12 protein-coding genes are annotated in these 19,263 nt (G+C 40.1%); 2 read left to right on the top strand and 10 right to left on the bottom strand.

Annotation, left to right across the window (positions count from 1 at the left end):
* The first annotated feature begins 38 nt into the window (after window positions 1-38).
* Complete coding sequence (locus tag AC3KZC_RS15200; protein WP_490577759.1) at window positions 39-2,078, top strand: methyl-accepting chemotaxis protein; 2,040 nt, start codon at window positions 39-41, stop codon at window positions 2,076-2,078.
* 408 nt (window positions 2,079-2,486) lie between these two features.
* On the opposite strand, the gene nagP is transcribed toward AC3KZC_RS15200, so the two are convergent.
* The 6 genes from nagP to secA all read right to left on the bottom strand — a co-directional run bounded on the left by nagP (window position 2,487) and on the right by secA (window position 13,527).
* Entirely contained in the window at window positions 2,487-3,827 is a 1,341-nt protein-coding gene (nagP, locus tag AC3KZC_RS15205; protein ID WP_490577760.1) for an N-acetylglucosamine MFS transporter NagP, read from the bottom strand.
* A gap of 261 nt (window positions 3,828-4,088) precedes the next feature.
* Entirely contained in the window at window positions 4,089-6,737 is a 2,649-nt protein-coding gene (locus tag AC3KZC_RS15210; protein ID WP_490577761.1) for a family 20 glycosylhydrolase, read from the bottom strand.
* A gap of 565 nt (window positions 6,738-7,302) precedes the next feature.
* Window positions 7,303-9,384, bottom strand: coding sequence for a M13 family metallopeptidase (locus AC3KZC_RS15215; protein WP_490577762.1), 2,082 nt, complete (start codon window positions 9,382-9,384; stop codon window positions 7,303-7,305).
* Window positions 9,385-9,493: 109 nt separating this feature from the next.
* Window positions 9,494-10,261 carry a substrate-binding periplasmic protein gene (locus AC3KZC_RS15220; RefSeq protein ID WP_490577763.1) on the bottom strand — a complete coding sequence of 256 codons (768 nt, stop codon included), beginning with the start codon at window positions 10,259-10,261 and terminating at the stop codon, window positions 9,494-9,496.
* A gap of 76 nt (window positions 10,262-10,337) precedes the next feature.
* Window positions 10,338-10,754: an 8-oxo-dGTP diphosphatase MutT gene (mutT, locus tag AC3KZC_RS15225; RefSeq protein ID WP_490577764.1), complete on the bottom strand. Its 417-nt coding sequence runs from the start codon at window positions 10,752-10,754 to the stop codon at window positions 10,338-10,340.
* Between the two features lie 67 nt (window positions 10,755-10,821).
* Window positions 10,822-13,527: a preprotein translocase subunit SecA gene (secA, locus tag AC3KZC_RS15230; RefSeq protein WP_490577765.1), complete on the bottom strand. Its 2,706-nt coding sequence runs from the start codon at window positions 13,525-13,527 to the stop codon at window positions 10,822-10,824.
* 965 nt (window positions 13,528-14,492) lie between these two features.
* Between secA and AC3KZC_RS15235 the strand changes: the two genes are divergently transcribed.
* Window positions 14,493-14,972, top strand: a complete 480-nt coding sequence (locus AC3KZC_RS15235) for a DUF721 domain-containing protein (RefSeq protein ID WP_490577766.1) — start codon at window positions 14,493-14,495, stop codon at window positions 14,970-14,972.
* 71 nt (window positions 14,973-15,043) lie between these two features.
* Here the strand turns inward: AC3KZC_RS15235 and lpxC are convergent, their stop codons facing one another.
* From lpxC to AC3KZC_RS15255, 4 genes are all read right to left on the bottom strand, one after another.
* Entirely contained in the window at window positions 15,044-15,955 is a 912-nt protein-coding gene (gene lpxC / locus AC3KZC_RS15240) for a UDP-3-O-acyl-N-acetylglucosamine deacetylase (protein WP_490577767.1), read from the bottom strand.
* An 88-nt stretch (window positions 15,956-16,043) separates the two neighbouring features.
* On the bottom strand, window positions 16,044-17,231 hold the full coding sequence (gene ftsZ, locus AC3KZC_RS15245) for a cell division protein FtsZ (RefSeq protein ID WP_490577768.1): 1,188 nt from the start codon (window positions 17,229-17,231) through the stop codon (window positions 16,044-16,046).
* A gap of 20 nt (window positions 17,232-17,251) precedes the next feature.
* Complete coding sequence (gene ftsA, locus AC3KZC_RS15250) at window positions 17,252-18,484, bottom strand: cell division protein FtsA (protein WP_490577769.1); 1,233 nt, start codon at window positions 18,482-18,484, stop codon at window positions 17,252-17,254.
* A complete protein-coding gene (locus AC3KZC_RS15255) occupies window positions 18,481-19,263 on the bottom strand; it encodes a cell division protein FtsQ/DivIB (RefSeq protein ID WP_490577770.1) in 783 nt (260 codons plus the stop codon). Before AC3KZC_RS15255 ends, ftsA begins: the two co-directional genes overlap by 4 nt.

The raw sequence follows: 19,263 nt of genomic DNA on the forward strand, positions 1-19,263 counted from the left end.
TGGTTATATTACCGCTTCATCAGCTTTAGAGAACAACAATGTTAAAAAATATCTCATTGCGCAATAAAACCTTATTACTGATTGGCGGCACAATTTCTACTTTATTGATCATAGCCTCTATTTTTTTAGTCGGTCATATTGCCAAATTATCCCGCGACTCCATTGAACAAGATGCAGCCAGTTACATAACATCTGAAAAACTCAATATAGAGTCGTTTTTTGCGCAATATGGCCGAGTCGTTGAAACTTTTACGCAAAACCCACATTTGGTTAACTGGCTAAGTAATTGGAATAGCCGTGAAGGCGATCTCTCTCAATCCCCAGGTTTTAATGACGTTAATGCAGATCTTGTGCGCTTAAGTGAAGATGATTTTATTCTGTCTGCTTTTTTTGCATCCGCACAAACTGGTGAATATTTTAAAGAAAATGGGCGTACGGTTGTGAATAATAAAACCGGTGAAGCCTATTACGCATATAAACGAGGTTGGTGGCAAGAAGCTGCGACGATTAATCAATTATATGTTGGCCCACTTTCTGTCGATTTATCAACAGGTACCGTTTCGGCCGTGATCCAACAAACGATTTATAATGATGAGCGTAAATTAGTGGGTATTGGTGGCGTTGATTTAGAACTAAAAAAAATTAACAAGCTCATAGAAGACATTCGCTTTCACAACCAAGGCTATGGATTTTTACTCGATAATCAACAAAAAGTGGTACAGCTATCAAACAAAACAGGCCATTCGCTCTGCATTACTGATGAAGGTGATTGCAGCAAACGCGGCAAAGAAGGCTTAGATGCGCTTGAAAAGCAAATGCCAGATACTTCAGGCTTTACTGCGCTTAATCAAGCAATGAAACGTAATAAATCGGGAAATCAGCTTGTTACTTTAAAAGGGCAAGAATACTACGCCACCTACCAACGCCTAGAATTAGATAAACCGCTGCTTGATTGGTATGTCGGAATTTTGATCCCAACCAGCATGATTGACGAGCCTGTGGCCGATGCTGTATTGACAACGACGCTTGTTGTAGGTGCTATCTTGTTGATCATTATGGTAATGATCGTCATTGCAAGCCAAATGATCACCAAACCCATGCTTGAACTTACCGCCACCATGCACGATATTGCCTCAGGTGATGGCGACTTAACCAAAAAAATAACCGTAGATAGCAAAGATGAAGTTGGCCAACTTGCCAGCCACATGAATACCTTTATCGATAAATTACATACCTTGATGCTCGAAACCTCAGAGCAAGCGTTAAAAGTAGGCGTTGCTGCAACACATTTAAGCCGAGTATCACATGCAACCAACTCTGAAATTCAACAAGAAAAACAGCAAGTTGATAGTGTCAGCGCTGCAGTCACTGAAATGGCCGCCACAGTGATGGAAATTTCACAAAATGCGCAACAGACAAATAAAGCGGCCGAGTCGGTGCAGAAGTTAACCAATAAGGGCACCGAAATCTCTACAGCCGCCCAAAAGACTATGACCTCGTTATCAGCGCACATTAGCGAGGCTTCAACCGTTGTTGCAGGTCTTGCCCAAGAGTCAAGTAATATTGGCGCTGTGGTTGATGTGATCAATTCAATTGCCGAACAGACCAACTTACTGGCATTAAATGCAGCCATTGAGGCAGCACGTGCCGGTGAGCAAGGGCGCGGTTTTGCTGTTGTAGCTGACGAAGTAAGAACCCTTGCAAGTCGCACTCAAGAATCAACCGAAAACATTCGCACCATGATCACCCGTTTACAACAAATAGCGCAGCAGGCATCAGCTATGATGCAACAAGGCAAAGATCAAGCTGAAGGGTCGGTAACCCAAACTCAAAATGTACTCGATGCATTAAAAGCGATTTCTGATTCTGTGATGCTTGTTGAAGATCAGAGCCATCAAATTGCCACCGCTACCGAGCAGCAAACCATGGTTGCGGAAGATATTAATAGCAGCCTAAATGCCATCAATCAGTTAGTGAATAATACCGCAGAGCATGCTCATGAGTTAGCCACCGAAGCCAAAGAACTCAATAGCTTGTCCAATAGCCTTACCGCAAGCGTGAGTCAATTTAAACTATAAATGCCCTGAACTTCGATTAATAAACACCTAATAAAAAAGAGCTGCAAGGCTCTTTTTTATTATTTTAAATTAAGCACTAACCTCAGGCTGGATAAGCATTGATTCATATTGACCAGTAGCATTAAATCATACTCGCATAGCAATATTCTTATGCTCGAAGATCAAGAAATTACAGTCCAGAAATTTAAAAATTAGGCTATGGGTACATGCCCAAAACAAAACTGATCACTTTAATCAATTTAAAATATGCGACCAATGGTATCGTTTACTCCTTATGAAATTAACGGCTCAAGTGCATATCAGTTAATATTTGCTTTAAAAGATCATGCTCTGTTAATTGAAAAATATAAAAAATGCCAGTCAAGTGACTGGCATTACACGGGAATATCTCAATAGAACGAGAATTTATTATTTCCAGCTTTTCATTTTATGACCTTTTAAGGCATAAAATAAAATGAACAGGTAACATGGTAGCATCACAATATAACCACCTTGCTGTGCAAGAGCTGCAGCACCAGGTTGGCCAATTTGGTCTGCAGGCACAGAGCTTGCTAAACCTACAAATAATGGTCCAAATGCACCACCTGCAATACCCATTACCAATAAAGCTGAACCTGTAGCAGTTAACTTACCTAAACCAGACAAGGCTAAAGGCCAAATCGCAGGCCAAACAATCGCATTAGCTAAACCTAAAACAGCAATTAGTAATAAAGGATCAGGTAATTGCGCTCCGCCAAATGGCACAAGTAACGCATTGGCAATCGCATAAGATTGGTTATCACCAAATACAATAGCGAACGTTAGGATCACACCTAATACAGCCGATGATGATAACGCTGTTTGCTGTGAAATCACGCGAGGGATTAAAATAATACCTAAAATATAACCAAGCACCATACATGCCATCGTATAAGACGTCATAACTGCATAGTTTTGTACACCTAGCGATAAAGCAAATGCGCCAATGGTATCGCCGGCAATTACTTCTACAGCAACATAAAAGAACAACGCAATGACACCCAAAGTTAAGCTTGGAACTTGTAATGCCGCTTTAATTAAACCAGTTTCATTTGCACTATCACTGCTTTCTTCTGACTCTAATTCAGGCAATGGCGATTTAGTAACTGAAAATGCAAGAATACCAATAAATAAGCCTAAGCCTATGTATGGAATAATCAAGCTATTGGCCATACCATCAATTTGCTCTTGTGATAACTCAGTACCCACTAAACCTGAAAAACCACTTAAAATTAAAGCGCTAAATACGATTGGTGCAACAACACCCGCGCCTTTATTCAAAATACCACAAATACTAACACGAACAGCCGCTGACTCTTCTGGTCCACACTTTACAATATATGGGTTTACAGCCGTTTGCAGTAATGTTTGACCAGCACCCATAACTAGTTGAGCAACAAGAAACAATGCAAACATTTGTGTTTTAGCAGCAGGAATAAATAAAAAACACGCAAACATCATGGTGGCTAAACCTAACGCCATGCCTTTTTTGTAACCTACTTTACGAATAATTGCTGACGAAGGCAGAGCAGTAAAAGTAACTGCAATGTAAAAGGAAAATAAAATTAATGAAGCTTGAAACGGGCTCAATTGTAAAACTTGTTTTAAATAAGGCATCAAAGAGCCATTCATCCAAGTTACAAAACCAAGTATAAAAAATAATCCCGCTACAATAACCATGGGAATGGCATTGCTTTTTGAATTGATTTGATTGTCCACTGTCGCTTCCATAAACTTCTTCTTATTTAACATATGAGTTTAAAACAATTCATTTAAAACCTAGAGAAAATTTTAAATTTATTGCCATTAAAGTGTTTTTGTCATTCGATAAAAATACGTAATTCATAAAAGAATCACAGTACTAACACAAAATGACAGCGCTATCATAAAACTTTACGTGAATTAATGACGTTTTACTAGCTTAAGATGAATAATTATTCGCCAAGAAAAAGGGGCTATGCGCCCCTTTTTTATTAGCATTGAATTAACATATTAATTTACAAAGGTAATTCGGCTTACTACTTCATCATTCAAACGACTTCTCAATGCCACTTTTTGCTGAGGAGTCACAGAGATCGGAGCAGTATAAAGACTCCAAGATACACCATTGTCTAAACTATATTCAATTGGCAAGTAATCAAAAGCGGCATTGGCTTTTAATTTTCCTTGTTCAATCACGCCACCTGGAACTGGCAAATAAGGCTTCACGCCACCTTTGGCCATCTTCGATAGCTCTTTCAATGCTAACGCTGCAGAAAACTCAGCAAAATCTTTGCTGCGCGCAACCGCATTTGGCTGCTGTCCTTCCCAATCGGCTTTATACCAAGCACGCTCTGCCACTGAGAGTAAACGAGGAAAAATCATTGCTAATACTTGATCTTCAGTACGAATTGTCTCAGACCATACTTGACCTTGGATCCCTAAAATATTTTCAGGTTTTTCAAGTGCAGGCATAGGGCGGCCCACTAACGCCTCAAGGTTGTCAATTTTTTCGCCTGTACGAGTAAAATCGGCATTGGCATAAACATCATCTGGCATATAACCAAATGCTTTTTCTGTATTAGTTGCGCGCGTTGCCCAGTAATAGCCGCGCTCCTCTGGGTGAGCTTCATAAGGGTGATCAAAATATAAATGTGTTCCGTGTGACATCACAACTTGATAACCGGCATTAGCTAAACGATAAGCTCGATCAGCCACGCCCCACTCCCAAATATTGTCCCACACATTGGCTGTAAACACTGGATTTGGCATTTCATTACGATTAAATGGATTGGTACGGTCGTACATTAAACCATCTTCCCATGCACCAGGTGCAATACCACGTTTATGAAGCATTTTTGCAATACGCTGCGTAAAGTAAGGCTTTAAATCAGCAACACCAGACACACCATTGGTAGGATCCGCAAAAATAGCCTGACACGCAGGTGAACCAGTCCAAGAGCCCGCACCGACTTCATCACCACCAAAATGCAGGTTCGTTAAACGCACACCTGCCTCTCTGTACATTTGCTGCAATTCATAAGTTACTTTATCGAAAAATTGATAACTTGAATCTAAACAGACATTTACCGAGTTATCTTTGTAGAGCTGCACGGTTTCATAAACGGAAGTATCGGCTGGATCACTTAACAAATAAGCGGTCGCTGCTGATGATTGTAATACCCCCCCTTCAGCATCTGTAGCGGTTGCTTTTATCGAACCTGCACGTAATTCTTGCTCTTGTTTTAACAATTTACGATAACGTGCTTCCATCGCTTTAATTGAAGCTCTCGCATGGCCTGGACCTTCAATTTCAGGAATGATATTAACATGACGGGCAGCGGCAAATTTCAGTAACTCGACAAACTCAGCACGTGTTAAATAACCATTGCCAGAGCCTGATTTATGCGGTCCTGTGCCAAGTTGGGTTAATAAACATTCGTTTTCAGCCAAGTCAAAACAACGGTACGCACCGATTTCTGTTAGCTCAGGCAAGCCTGGAATTTCTAAACGCCAACCTTCATCTTCAGAAAAATGCCAATGCAGTTTATTGAGCTTATAACGCGCCATTTGCTCAACTAACTTAAACATCGCCTCTTTACCATGATAATTACGCGCATTATCGTAATGCATGCCACGCCAGTCATAACGTGGGCTATCTTGAATTTCAACTCGAGGTAGAGTCACTGATTGATTTGCATCCGAAGGCATCAGTGCCAATAAGCTTTGTAAGCCGTAAAATGCTCCGGCATTATCGCTGCCGATGACCGTAATTTTATCTTTATCAATATTTAAACGGTAACTTTCGCCTTTACCTTTATTAACCTTAGAATCTACTTTTATTTCAATTACAGGTTGGTTAGCCGTTGCAATATGGTCGGGCTGAGCTGTTAAAGTAAGCTGATGGTTTTTTGTTAAATCTTCAACAAAAACGGCAACTTCTGAAGTTAAACGCCCGGCAAAACGAATCTCCCAAGTATTGTTTAATGTCACTTCACCACGATTAAAATCAACCTTTTGTGGCATTGGGATAATACGCTTGAGCGCAGCTTCTTGCGATACCGTATATTTTTTATTCACTAAGTTTGCTTGATAACGATTCGCGGCATCTGCAATAACTGAAAGATCTTTCGGCTCATTGAACTTTTTAAGCTGATTTTCACGCACAAAAGGCGCGACAAATGCCTTCATATCTTCGGTATCAGTATTGGCAAACACTTGCGCTTGATTATTGCCAGACACCATAAATGCACGAGGCATAAAATCGGTATATGACACAATATAAGCACTCGCTTCATAATTAAAACTCAGCGTTTCACCTTTCGCCAAGCCTTTAAATTGCGCATTAGGCACAATACGGTGTAAATCACCATTAACATGCTCAATCTTCAAGCCGGAGTTATCAACACGAGTGATTTTACGAATTGAGTGAAGGTAAATTTGCCAGTCACTTTCGCCTTTAGGTAATGCAACATTTGAGTTATTGGCGAGGCTTATTTGACCGATAAAACCGCCATCTTTATTATGGAAATTATCAACAACTGCAAATTGAAATTGCGTATTTTGAGTAAACTCTTGTAATGCTTGCTGACTTAATTGACCTTGAGCAAACAAAGGTGCCGAGATAAACAAGCTTGCGATAATGCTTTTTTTAAAGTGCATTAATGGAGCCTCCTAAAGGTGAAGTGCGCTCTAATATCAGAGTCACTATAGATGATATTTAATTATTGGTTTGATTCATCATAAACAAATCAAAATGACAGCGCTATCTTTAGCTGGTAAATAAAAGCTGATTTTTTTCTGAATGAGCTCAGAACCTAAATTAAATACTCTTTTAAAAATAAATAGTTAATAAAGTTTCTTTAAAGTTGTGCGCTTAACTCAGTATTTGACGGTACGTTAAAAAAATCAAAATATAAGAAGCTGCTTTTCCGTAGAAAGTAAAACAATAAAGAGCAAATTGACACAATGACAGCGCACACCGAGTTATACCAATCACGATAAGTAAGTGATCAAAAATAGCGTAGGAAAAACGCTTGAGAACAAGGCTGATTTTTTCGATAAGTAGTTATTCTACAATCAAAAAATCTAACGAAGTTATCGAGTGTTTTCACAAGCTAGGGTGACCAGTTATTTATTACGATTGGTATTACTTGCTCAGTCTATGCATTGCGTAAATTAAAAAGCCCAGCGAATGCTGAGCTTTAAATAGTTAAATTAGCTGTGATTACCAAATTTTTACACGTTGCTCTGGAGCGAGATACATTTTATCTTCCGGCTTCACTGCAAATGCTTGATAAAACTCAGGCATATTCGACAAAATACCAATAACACGATATTGACTTGGTGAGTGCGAGTCTGTCATTAAGCGATTGCGCAACTCTTCATCACGATAATTACGACGCCAAACTTGCGCCCACCCCATAAAGAAGCGCTGCTCTCCTGTAAAACCGTCGATTTCAAGTGCTTTATTGCCAGACAATGACATTTGATATGCTTTATAAGCAACGGTTAATCCACCTAAATCACCAATATTCTCACCCAAAGTCAAAGAGCCATTTACATGTGCATCATCAAATGGCTTGAAGCCATCATATTGCGCAATCAACTTTGCTCCGCGTTTTTGAAACTGCGCTAAATCGGTTTCATTCCACCAATCACGTAAATTACCATCACCATCATATTTTGCCCCTTGGTCGTCAAAACCATGACCTAGCTCATGACCAATCACCGCACCGATTGCACCATAATTAACAGCATCGTCTGCTGCTAAATTAAAAAATGGTGGCTGTAAGATTGCGGCTGGAAATACAATTTCATTGTTCACAGGATTATAATAGGCGTTTACCGTCTGCGGCGTCATAAACCACTCAGTGCGATCAACAGGTTTACCTAACTTACCACTCATGTCAGCATAAGCCCATTGACTGTGGCGAATAAAGTTACCAACTAAATCATCGGCTTTAATTTCAAGCGCTGAATAGTCTTTCCATTTATCTGGATAACCAATTTTTGGTGTAAATTTATTAAGCTTCTCTTTTGCTGCAACTTTCGTTTCAGCACTCATCCACTCTAATTCATCAATCGCAACGCCGTAAGCTTTAATTAAATTATTAACCAACACCCCCATACGCTGCTTGGCTTCTGGCGGAAAATTATCTTTTACATACACTTTGCCCAATATTTCACCTAGCACATCATTTGCTGAGTCTACCGCTGTTTTCCAGCGGGGCTGCTGTTGCTCAACCCCACGTAACGTTGTGCTATAAAATGCAAAATTTAAATCAACAAACTCGTCACTGAGCTTGCTGGCATAGCTATTTACAAAGTGAAAACTTAAATAGTCTTGCCATGCCACTAAATCTGTTTCGGCAAAAATAGCCGCTAGTGCCACTAAATAACTCGGCTGGCTGACGATTAACTCTTTAACATTTAAATTCGATTGTGCTAAAAATGCTGCAAAGTCAAAATCACCCAGCAATGCATCCACTTCGGCCGTTGTTAATTTGTTATATGCTTTGGTTGCATCGCGGTTTTCAACTCGTGACCACTGTGCTGTCGCAAGTTTCGTTTCAAGCGCCATAATATTACTTGCAGCATCAGCGGCATTTTCATCACCTGCCAACGCCAACAATTGAGTAATATATGTGTGATACTGTGCACGGATTTTTGTAAATTTTTCATCATCTTTTAAATAATAATCACGGTCTGGCAACCCTAAACCAGATTGAAAAACATATAGCGCATACTCGCTTGATTTCTTTTCATCATTATTTACATACCAAGCAAATGGCGTTGTACTGCCTTTTATCCTAAGTTCAGCCATTAAGGCAGCAAGTGCGGCTTTATCGGTCACAGCTGCTATATTAGCTAAATCAGCTTTTAATGGATCGAACGATAATTTATTAGCTGTTGCCTCATCCATATAGCTTTTATAAAAATCACCTAACTTTTGCTCATCACTGCCCATTTCAACATTAGCATTTGCAGCTGCAGCCTCAATCACCGTTTTCAGCGCGGCTTGTGAATTATCGTACAACTGAGTAAACGAGCCATAATTCGATTTATCGTCAGGAATTTTTGTATCACGCAGCCATACGCCATTAACATATTGATAAAAGTCATCTTGGGCACGCACTGTATGATCGATATTCTCTAATTCAATTCCCGATACAAGTGATGGCTTAGCATCAGTGATAACCATGGTGCTGGGTGTTTTTATTTCTGGCGCAGTGTTAGCTTGCTCACCACATCCGGTTAAGCCTAAAGCTAACGCGACACTGGTCGCTAAAAAGGTTATTTTTTTCATTATTATAAAATCCTAGAATGGGTCATTTCATTAATCGACATTCAATTAATTACAAACCATCATAAAGAGAATTAACCACGCTGGAAATGATTTTTTTCTTTGGATACAATCAAGGCAACTGAGGGCTTTCGCCTTGATAAAACTCGTATTTAAGTAATAACTCTTGGTACGCTGCTGAGCGTTTATATTCATTTAATTGCTGGTTAAACAACTGCTTTAAAGCAAGATCCTTAACCCCTAAATGATATTGGCTTGCAGGAAATAGCTTGTGCACATTAACGTTATTCATTTGATTTTTATGCGTATAATCACGACTCAAGTAATTAAAAATATTAACATCCATTACGACAACATCGGCCCTTCCTTTGAGGAGCATTTCAACCTGATGCGCTTGATCTGGCAACTCTTGATAAAAAGGCGATTTTTTCACAGCTTGCGCATACTCAACCCCTAAAACCACCTTGGCATTTTGAAACGCTATCACCGTATAGCGTGATAAATCAATCACGTTATTAATGGCTAAATGCCGTTTTTTTAGGCTAATCGCAACATTATGATAACTGATATAAGGTGTGCTCAACTGCAGTTGATTAATATCCATTCGAGGGTTAATTGTCATGGCCAAATCAATCTCCCCCTGATTAAGTAAATATGGTGAGCGAGCAAATGGCACATAAACAAACTTTAACTGATAACCTAGCTGATCAAACACAGCTTTGACTAACTCAATTTCAAATCCAGTTTCATCTTGTTGAATAACATAAGGTGGTTTTGACCAACCAACACTCACATCTAAGATTGGCTTTTCTGAAGCTAAAGGTGAAAGAGCGAATGTTAGGCAACATACACTCAAAAATAACCATGTTAATCGCTTCATGTTAATACGCAGAATCTCCTAATAAACTATTCGAGTGTAGAACATTATTACGCCACTGCTTGATAAATTAAACTGATTATTTTATCTGTTGAGCTAACCTTGCCAAAATTGGTACGTTAGCCGCTGGAAACTCAAAGGCATCTAGTTTATCTATTGCAACCCATTGACCTAATTGTCCTTCAAGACCAACAGGTTCACCACTAAAATCCTCAACTAAATGAATATCGAGAAATACCGCTTTGTCGCCATAATCATGATGAATCTCCATAAATGAACATGAGCTTTGCACATCAATATTCACTTCTTCTTTTAGTTCACGTTGCAATGCTTCTGTTACGGATTCTTCTTTTTCTACCTTGCCACCTGGGAATTCCCATTTACCACCTTGATGTTTATCATCTGGGCGTTTGCAAATGTAAATTTCGTTTTGGCGCTTAATAATTCCAACAGCGACATGAACTACTTTTTGATTTTGGTTTGATGTTGTGACCATTTCATTCTCTACTTATTTTTTACAATAAAAAAGCGACCTAAGTCGCTTTTTTAGTAACAGTAATGAGTTATTTCAATTTACCGTGGCATTGTTTGTACTTTAATCCAGAACCACATGGACAGGCATCATTACGACCTACTTTTGGCTCTGCACGTACCATACTTGGTGCTTCAGGTGCTTCACCACCTAAATGCTCGGCTTCTTCATGTTGATACTGACGCTCTACATTTTCAGCACGGCGACGCTGCGCTTCAACGGCTTCAACATCTTCTTCAGCACGTACTTGTACTTTACTTAGAATGCTAACAACATCAATTTTCAAGTCTTCAAGCATTTGTGTAAACAATTCAAACGACTCACGTTTGTATTCTTGCTTTGGATTTTTTTGCGCGTAACCACGTAAGTGAATACCTTGACGCAAATGATCCATTGCCGCTAAATGATCTTTCCAATGTTGATCTAAGCTTTGTAGCATAATTGCTTTTTCGAATTGACGCAGCACTGAAGCACCCACCATCTCTTCTTTATGCTGATATGCCGCTTCGACACTTTGCTCAATACGCTCACGTAGCTTTTCTTCAAACAACTTATTGTCTTCATCAAGCCATTGTTGTACAGGTAAATCAACTAAGAAGTCAGCTTTTAAACAATCTTCTAATCCTTTGATATCCCACATTTCAGCCAATGACTGTGGTGGAATATAAAGATTAACTTTATTGTTTAATACATCTTTACGGATCGCCGTAATTGTTTCTGAAATATCGCCTTCATCTAACAGCTCATTACGCTGTGAATAAACAACACGGCGCTGATCATTGGCAACATCATCAAATTCAAGTAATTGCTTACGAATATCAAAGTTGCGCGCTTCTACTTTACGCTGAGCGTTTTCAATGGCACGGTTTACCCAAGGGTGTTCAATTGCCTCACCACGTTCCATACCAAGTTTGCGCATCATGTTCGTCATGCGATCACCGGCAAAAATACGCATCAATGAATCTTCCATTGATAAGTAGAAACGGCTTGAACCTGCATCACCTTGGCGACCTGAACGACCACGTAACTGGTTGTCGATACGACGTGATTCATGGCGCTCAGTGGCAATGATATGTAAACCACCTGCGGCAATAACTGCATCATGCGTTTCTTGCCATTGTGTTTTAATTTTTGCAATTTGCTCATCAGTTGGATTGTCTAACTTAGCAATTTGTGATTGCCAGTTACCACCTAACACGATGTCCGTACCACGACCTGCCATGTTAGTAGCAATCGTTACTTTACCCGGTAAACCAGCGTCAGCAACAATGTCGGCTTCTTGTGCATGGAATTTAGCGTTTAATACGTTATGTTGAATTTTTTCTTTACGTAAGAACTGCGATAAATACTCAGAGCTTTCGATTGAAATAGTACCTACAAGCACAGGTTGCCCACGTTTTTGGCAATCAACGATATCTTTTAAAATTGCTTCGTATTTTTCTTCTTGGGTTAAATAGACTAAATCAGCGCGATCATCTCGTATCATCGGCTTGTTAGTTGGAATAACCACAGTATCTAAGCCATAGATAGATTGGAATTCAAACGCTTCGGTATCTGCCGTACCTGTCATACCTGACAAGGTATTATAGATACGGAAATAGTTTTGGAATGTAATTGACGCTAATGTTTGGTTTTCATTTTGAATTTTTACACCTTCTTTTGCTTCAACTGCTTGGTGTAAACCTTCAGACCAACGGCGCCCTTCCATTGTACGGCCAGTATGCTCATCAACAATGATGATTTCATTGTCTTTAACTACATAGTCGACATCTTTTTGGAATAATTTGTGAGCACGTAAAGCGGCATAAACATGGCTTAATAAAGTAATGTTTGCTGCTGAGTAAAGTGATTCACCATCTTGCATTAAGCCACGCTCAAGAAGCAAGTCTTCAACTTTAATTTGACCACGTTCAGTCAAATGAATTTGCTTACCCTTTTCATCAATCGTGAAATCACCATCGCCTTCAATCCCTTCTTCATCTTCTTTTTCTTGACGAGTTAAAAGAGGTACGATTTTGTTGATTTCAATATACAGCTCAGAACTATCTTCGGCTGGACCAGAAATAATTAAAGGGGTACGAGCTTCGTCAATTAAGATTGAATCCACTTCATCGATAACGGCAAAATTGAGTTCACGTTGTACACGTTCTTCAGGCGAAAACGCCATGTTGTCACGTAAGTAATCAAAACCAAACTCATTATTTGTACCGTAAGTAATATCAGCTTGATACGCGAGTTTTTTCTCATATGAATTCATGCCAGGAACATTACAACCCACAGTTAAGCCTAAAAACTCAAACAATGGACGGTTAGTTTCAGCATCACGCTTAGCAAGGTAGTCATTTACGGTAATAACGTGAACACCTTTGCCACTTAAACCGTGCAGATATGCCGGTAAAGATGCCGTTAATGTTTTACCCTCACCGGTGCGCATTTCTGCGATACGGCCTTGGTTTAGCACCATGCCGCCAATCATTTGTACATCGAAATGACGCATATTAAATACACGTTTCGATGCTTCACGAACAACCGAAAATGCTTCAGGCAGAATCTCGTCAAGCGTTTCACCTTCATCAAAACGCTTGCGGAATTGTGCAGTTTTTGCTTTTAATTCGTCATCTGTTAATGCTTCAACTTGCGATTCTAGTGCATTAATCAGCGCCACTGTTTTTCTTAAATTTTTAATGGTGCGATCATTGCGACTACCAAAAATTTTGGTAAGTAAATTAGCTATCATGATAAAACCGTTACAACCCTTGTTTTTGTCAGCCTCTGCTAACGCCTAATTTGCACTTGTGCGATATACAGTACGAAGTGAATTGGTAACATTACCATTATTTAATCACTCATAATGGAGATAAACGTTTGTTGAACGTCCCGTATTGCCAATACAGCTATCGCCTGCCCTTTTTCAACTACATCACCAACCTTGACTTAAATGGTTCGGTTTTAACCAGTACAGCTTGCAATTTTTTGGCTATGGTTCATTGGTAAATTACCATAGCCCTGAAATTACGCACCTATCTGGTTCCCCTGCACCTGTCATGATGACAGCATCACCTTCTTTTGTAGCAAAATCTAATCATCTGTCGCTGTAAAGTTCATATTTACTAGCTCACAAATAAGATCATAACTCGCCTGCTAAACAGGTTCACCCGAAATTTGTGAACTCTACACTATATGGGGATTCATAAACACAGATTCAAGTAGCGACATTTTATGCGCTTGACTGGCTAGCGCCAAGTCTATTTGATCAATTTCTTTGAATACATCCAATGCAGCCCACTATTAAGATGCTATATCATCTGTTGCAACACATCCCTACAATAGATTGCTATCTATCGTATTCTTTTTAGGGAAACCCCGCAACCAGAGCAAACTTATAACCCAATGCAGCTAACAAGCTAACAACTTAACTGATATTGATCTCATTTGATTTGATACACTGAATCATTGCCTTGAGAGTAAAGCTTTGGTGTTAGCGTTAGCGCTCAGCATAATGCAATGAGGTTCAGCCATCAGTTTTTAGACAGGCAACTGATGATCACAAACTTTCGTTTTCACTTATTACTAGTAAAGGTTGAGGACTACATTCATACTTAGCGCAATCGAGATAAACACGCATACCCATGCACTCGAACGAAAGAGACACCACAGTCGCTTTGTATTTCAATTAAACTCATAAGTACGATGTTGTTCACTATGGCTAAAGACAGATACGCACCAAAAACTTTGGATGATCTTATGGCAAATATGTCGAGCCGAATGTCATCGTATATTGGTAAAAGCCAGCAGCTTAACCACCATCAAGAGCTACTGATTCAGTGTGTCGGCGCCACTATGGCGCAAAAATGTCGCATTAGCAACTATCGGGATTCAATCTTAATAATCGAAGCACAATCAGCGGCAGTCGCCATGCGTCTAAATTATATGAAGATGAGTATCATGTCAGATCTTCGTAAAAATGGGCTACCAGAGCTAAGCCAGATAAAAATTCAGACCTCGCCTCATGCAGCGGCAAATCAACGCGCTGAGTCGATTCGCTCACAACCGGTAGTTAATAGTCGAGTATTAAGCCAACAAACAGCGGATTCATTACTCGAAGTAGCTGAGCATGCCCCTGCATCGCTCAAAGCGAAATTAGAAAAACTCGCTGCGCACGCAACTAAAGTAAAACGTTAATGAATAACTAAAATGAGAGCATAAAAAAAGCTGACAGTGTCAGCTTTTTTATTGTGCTTATTGAGTACTCGTTAAACGCGAGCTAACTCTAATCCCGGTGCAGGCATAGTGACAGATTCGTCAAAAGTTGCCCATTGCCAAGCTGACTCAGTCGCCATTACTTTACGCAATAATTTGTTATTTAAATCATGGCCTGATTTATAGGCTGTTACTTTGCCAATTAAATTATGCCCTGTCATAAATAAGTCACCAACACAGTCTAGTATTTTATGCTTAACAAACTCATCAGCATAACGAAGTCCATTTGGATTAAGTACTTTGTACTCATCTAAAACGACTGCGTTATCCATGCTACCACCTAAAGCTAAGTTATTGGCGTGCATGTATTCAATATCTTTCATAAAACCAAAAGTACGCGCACGACTAATTTCTTGTGTGAAACTTTGCGCGGTAATATCTAAACCGATACGCTGACGACTGTCATTGATTGCCGGATGATTAAAATCAATTTGGAAGTCAATATGGAAACCATCATAAGGTTCAATTTCAGCCCATTTACCGCCATCTTCAACACGTACTTTTTCAGTAATACGAATAAAGCGCTTGGCAACAGCCTGCTCTTTAATACCCGCTTTTTGAATCAAGTAAATGAATGGGAGCGCACTGCCATCCATAATTGGTACTTCAGGGCTATCTAATTCAACAACAAGGTTGTCGATACCTAAAGCAGCAATCGCAGCAATTAAATGCTCAGTGGTGGATAAGCGCACGCCATCTTTATTGATTAGACAAGTACAAAGCTGAGTATCGCCCACGGCGTCAGGTGTCGTGTAAAAATCCACAACCGGATCAAGGTCAACGCGACGAAATACAATCCCAGTATTCGCTGCGGCAGGTCGGAGAGTTAAAGAGACCTTTTCTCCCTTATGAAGCCCAACTCCTATGGTACTAACTAACTCACCAATTGTACGTTGTTTAATCATAGGCTAAATCGCTTATTCTATGGTTCAAAATAAATGGCCGCGGATCTTAGCACAGCTAAGACCAGCTGACAATTGCATTGATTATTTATTAATCAGCTTGTTTTCTTAAAAAAGCTGGGATATCAAAATAATCGCCTTCTGCTTGCTTTTTAGGTGCAGCAGCCTGTTCTTTTTTTACCGGTGCTTCGGTATTCGTTGGTGCTTGTTGTGAGCTAGTTTGATTTGCAAAACTTGGTACAAAAACACCAGGATTTGAAGACACATCCGACCCAGCTACCTTTTTAGTACTGTTTTCAACAATACCAAATTGAGGACGACGATCACCACCTAAACCAGTTGCAACAACAGTAACACGTAATTCATCTGTCATATCAGGGTCAATAACTGCACCGACAACAACCGTTGCATTTTCAGATGCAAGCGCTTTAACGTGGTTACCTACAGTTTCAAACTCTTCAATCGCGATATTCATACCCGCTGTGATATTAACTAAAATACCTTTTGCACCTGTTAAATCAACATCTTCCAATAATGGGCTAGAGATTGCAGCTTCTGCAGCTTCTTGCGCACGATCAGGGCCTGTTGCTGATGCAGTTCCCATCATTGCAGTTCCCATGGCAGACATTACTGTACGTACGTCGGCGAAGTCCACATTGATCAAACCTGAGCGAGTTATTAATTCTGCGATACCTTGCACAGCACCATAAAGAACATCATTCGCTTTTGCGAATGCATCTAATAATGTCGTACCTTTACCTAAAACCTTAAGCAATTTATTGTTAGGAATTGTAATAAGTGAATCTACAACCTCTGCAAGCTCGGCAATACCTTGATCTGCAGCGGCCGCACGCTTTTTACCTTCAAAGTCAAATGGGCGTGTTACTACAGCAACTGTTAAAATCCCCATCTCTTTGGCAAGTCGAGCAACAACAGGCGCAGCACCAGTACCAGTACCACCACCCATACCAGCTGCGATAAATACCATGTCAGCGCCTTCAAGGCTGGCACGAATAGTATCAATATCTTCTTCCGCAGATTGGCGACCGATATTTGGATTAGCACCAGCACCCAAACCTGAAGTGATTTTAGTGCCTAGTTGTACCGTAATATCAGCTGATGATTTACGTAATGCTTGTGCATCAGTATTAGCTGTAATAAAACGCACACCTTCAATTTGGCGTTTTACCATGTGCTCAACTGCATTTCCACCGCCGCCACCAACACCAATAACTTTAATGACAGCTTCTTCGCTATGCTGTTCCATATAATCAAACATATCCACTCTCCGACTAGAGTTTAAAATTCACCTTGGAACCACTTTGTAATACGGTTCCACCAATTTGCGCTTGTACTTTCTGTAGACTTTCGTGCATTTGCGACTTGCATAGTACGGCCATACTGTAAAAGCCCTACTGCAGTTGCAAATGAAGGATCATTTACATAGTCTGAAAGCCCAACCATCCCGATTGGACTGCCGACACGTGCAGGCATTTGAAAAATTTCTTCTGCTATTTCTAACGCGTAGGCCATTTTTGCTGTACCACCGGTAAGTACCACACCGGCAGCTATTTGTTCTTCTAGGCCTGAGCGACGGATTTCTTCCATCGCTAATTCAAATAATTCTCTAAACCGAGGTTCAACCACCTCAGCCAATGTATGGCGCGACATTATCCGTGCAGGGCGTCCGCCCACACTTGGGACTTCTATAGTATCCTCAGTGCTAGCCCTTTGGCTACTTGCACATGCATATTGAACTTTAATTGCTTCTGCGTGGGAAATTGGGGTACGAAATATTTTTGCTATATCACCCGTTACTTGATTGCCAGCCACGGTAATGACCGCTGAATGGCGCAATGAACCATTGGTATAAATAGTGATATCCATAGTACCACCACCAATATCAATCACTGCGACACCGAGTTCTTTTTCATCCTCAGTAAGCACCGAGTAACCCGACGCCAAAGCTGAAAAAATAAGCTGATCTACTTGCAAACCACAACGTTCAACACATTTTTCAATATTTTTGGCCATATCATTTGAACAAGTAATAATATGTGCTCGGGCTTCCATACGGACACCACTCATACCAAGGGGATTTTTAATGCCCTCTTGCATATCAATGCTGTATTCTTGCGGTAAAGCATGTAGCATTTTTCGCTCTGCTGATATTGGTACAGATTTGGCAATATGAATAACATTTTCAATATCATCAGCGCCAACTTCAGCATTATTAATGGCAACGACACCATTCTCATTTTGACACTGAATATGCTTACCTGAAATCCCTAAATATACAGAACTAATCCGACAATCAGCCATAATTTCGGCAGCATCAATCGCGCGCTGAATTGATTCGGACACTAGGTTCAAATCATTCACGCCACCTTTGTCCATACCATGCGACACTTGCGTGCCAACACCAACAATACTTATTTTGTTATCTGCTGTAATTTCGCCAACCGTCGCAACGACTTTAGATGTGCCCACATCAAGCCCAATGACTAGATTACGTTCCGCTGACTTCGTCATGCTTTACTCTTTTGTTGTTGTAATTGTTGAGATGACAATGGCTTCCAGCTCACCGCCAATCCAGTATCATACCTTAAATCGACCACATCGACCTCTGCATCCTTGCGTTTTAACATATAGGGATACAAATCGATAAATCGTTGTACCCGTTGCGCTTTTTCTTCTCGACCTAAATTTAGCTTTATGCCGTTATCTAACCAAAGTTGCCAAGAAAACCGCTCCGACAACGCCAAACTGGTTAGCTTAAAATTATTGATATAAAACAGTTCATGAAACTGCTGAAACACTTGCCACGCTTCTTGCTCGCTCCCCTCTGGACCAAACAAACTCGGCAACGTCTTTTTTATCGAGCTTTTAGGTGCTTGAAATGCCTCACCATAATTATTTAATAATTGGTCATCGTTCCAAATTGCCACCGGTACGTGCTCAACAACATATACTTTTAATGTATCAGGCCATTGCTTACGGATCGAAGCGCTAGCAACCCATGGTAAATCAACAACTTGTTTTTGAACCTCATTAACGTTTAGCTCAAAAAAGCTTGATACATTCGCTTTTCGGATCGCAGCTAAAATCTCTTGCTCCGTGGTATGCTCAGGCAAGCCCAATACTGTTACTTGCTTAATCTGACTATTTTGCTCACTGGCCATCCAATTACTAACAAAAACAAAGCTTTGCGTCAGTAAAATTACGACAAACAAAAAGAAACCCAAACCAAAAACCAGCGACCAATCGATACGCTGTTTTAAGTGGCTTAAGGTTTCCAGAAATTGTTTCAT

This window comes from Pseudoalteromonas sp. J2K-J031 (genome assembly GCF_058197095.2).

What these genes read in the sequence shown, in the direction of transcription:
- AC3KZC_RS15200 (WP_490577759.1), top strand. Translation starts at nt 39, where the DNA reads ATGTTAAAAAATATCTCATTGCGCAATAAAACCTTATTACTGATTGGC.
- nagP (WP_490577760.1), bottom strand. Translation starts at nt 3,827, where the DNA reads ATGGAAGCGACAGTGGACAATCAAATCAATTCAAAAAGCAATGCCATT.
- AC3KZC_RS15210 (WP_490577761.1), bottom strand. Translation starts at nt 6,737, where the DNA reads ATGCACTTTAAAAAAAGCATTATCGCAAGCTTGTTTATCTCGGCACCT.
- AC3KZC_RS15215 (WP_490577762.1), bottom strand. Translation starts at nt 9,384, where the DNA reads ATGAAAAAAATAACCTTTTTAGCGACCAGTGTCGCGTTAGCTTTAGGC.
- AC3KZC_RS15220 (WP_490577763.1), bottom strand. Translation starts at nt 10,261, where the DNA reads ATGAAGCGATTAACATGGTTATTTTTGAGTGTATGTTGCCTAACATTC.
- mutT (WP_490577764.1), bottom strand. Translation starts at nt 10,754, where the DNA reads ATGGTCACAACATCAAACCAAAATCAAAAAGTAGTTCATGTCGCTGTT.
- secA (WP_490577765.1), bottom strand. Translation starts at nt 13,527, where the DNA reads ATGATAGCTAATTTACTTACCAAAATTTTTGGTAGTCGCAATGATCGC.
- AC3KZC_RS15235 (WP_490577766.1), top strand. Translation starts at nt 14,493, where the DNA reads ATGGCTAAAGACAGATACGCACCAAAAACTTTGGATGATCTTATGGCA.
- lpxC (WP_490577767.1), bottom strand. Translation starts at nt 15,955, where the DNA reads ATGATTAAACAACGTACAATTGGTGAGTTAGTTAGTACCATAGGAGTT.
- ftsZ (WP_490577768.1), bottom strand. Translation starts at nt 17,231, where the DNA reads ATGTTTGATTATATGGAACAGCATAGCGAAGAAGCTGTCATTAAAGTT.
- ftsA (WP_490577769.1), bottom strand. Translation starts at nt 18,484, where the DNA reads ATGACGAAGTCAGCGGAACGTAATCTAGTCATTGGGCTTGATGTGGGC.
- AC3KZC_RS15255 (WP_490577770.1), bottom strand. Translation starts at nt 19,263, where the DNA reads ATGAAACAATTTCTGGAAACCTTAAGCCACTTAAAACAGCGTATCGAT.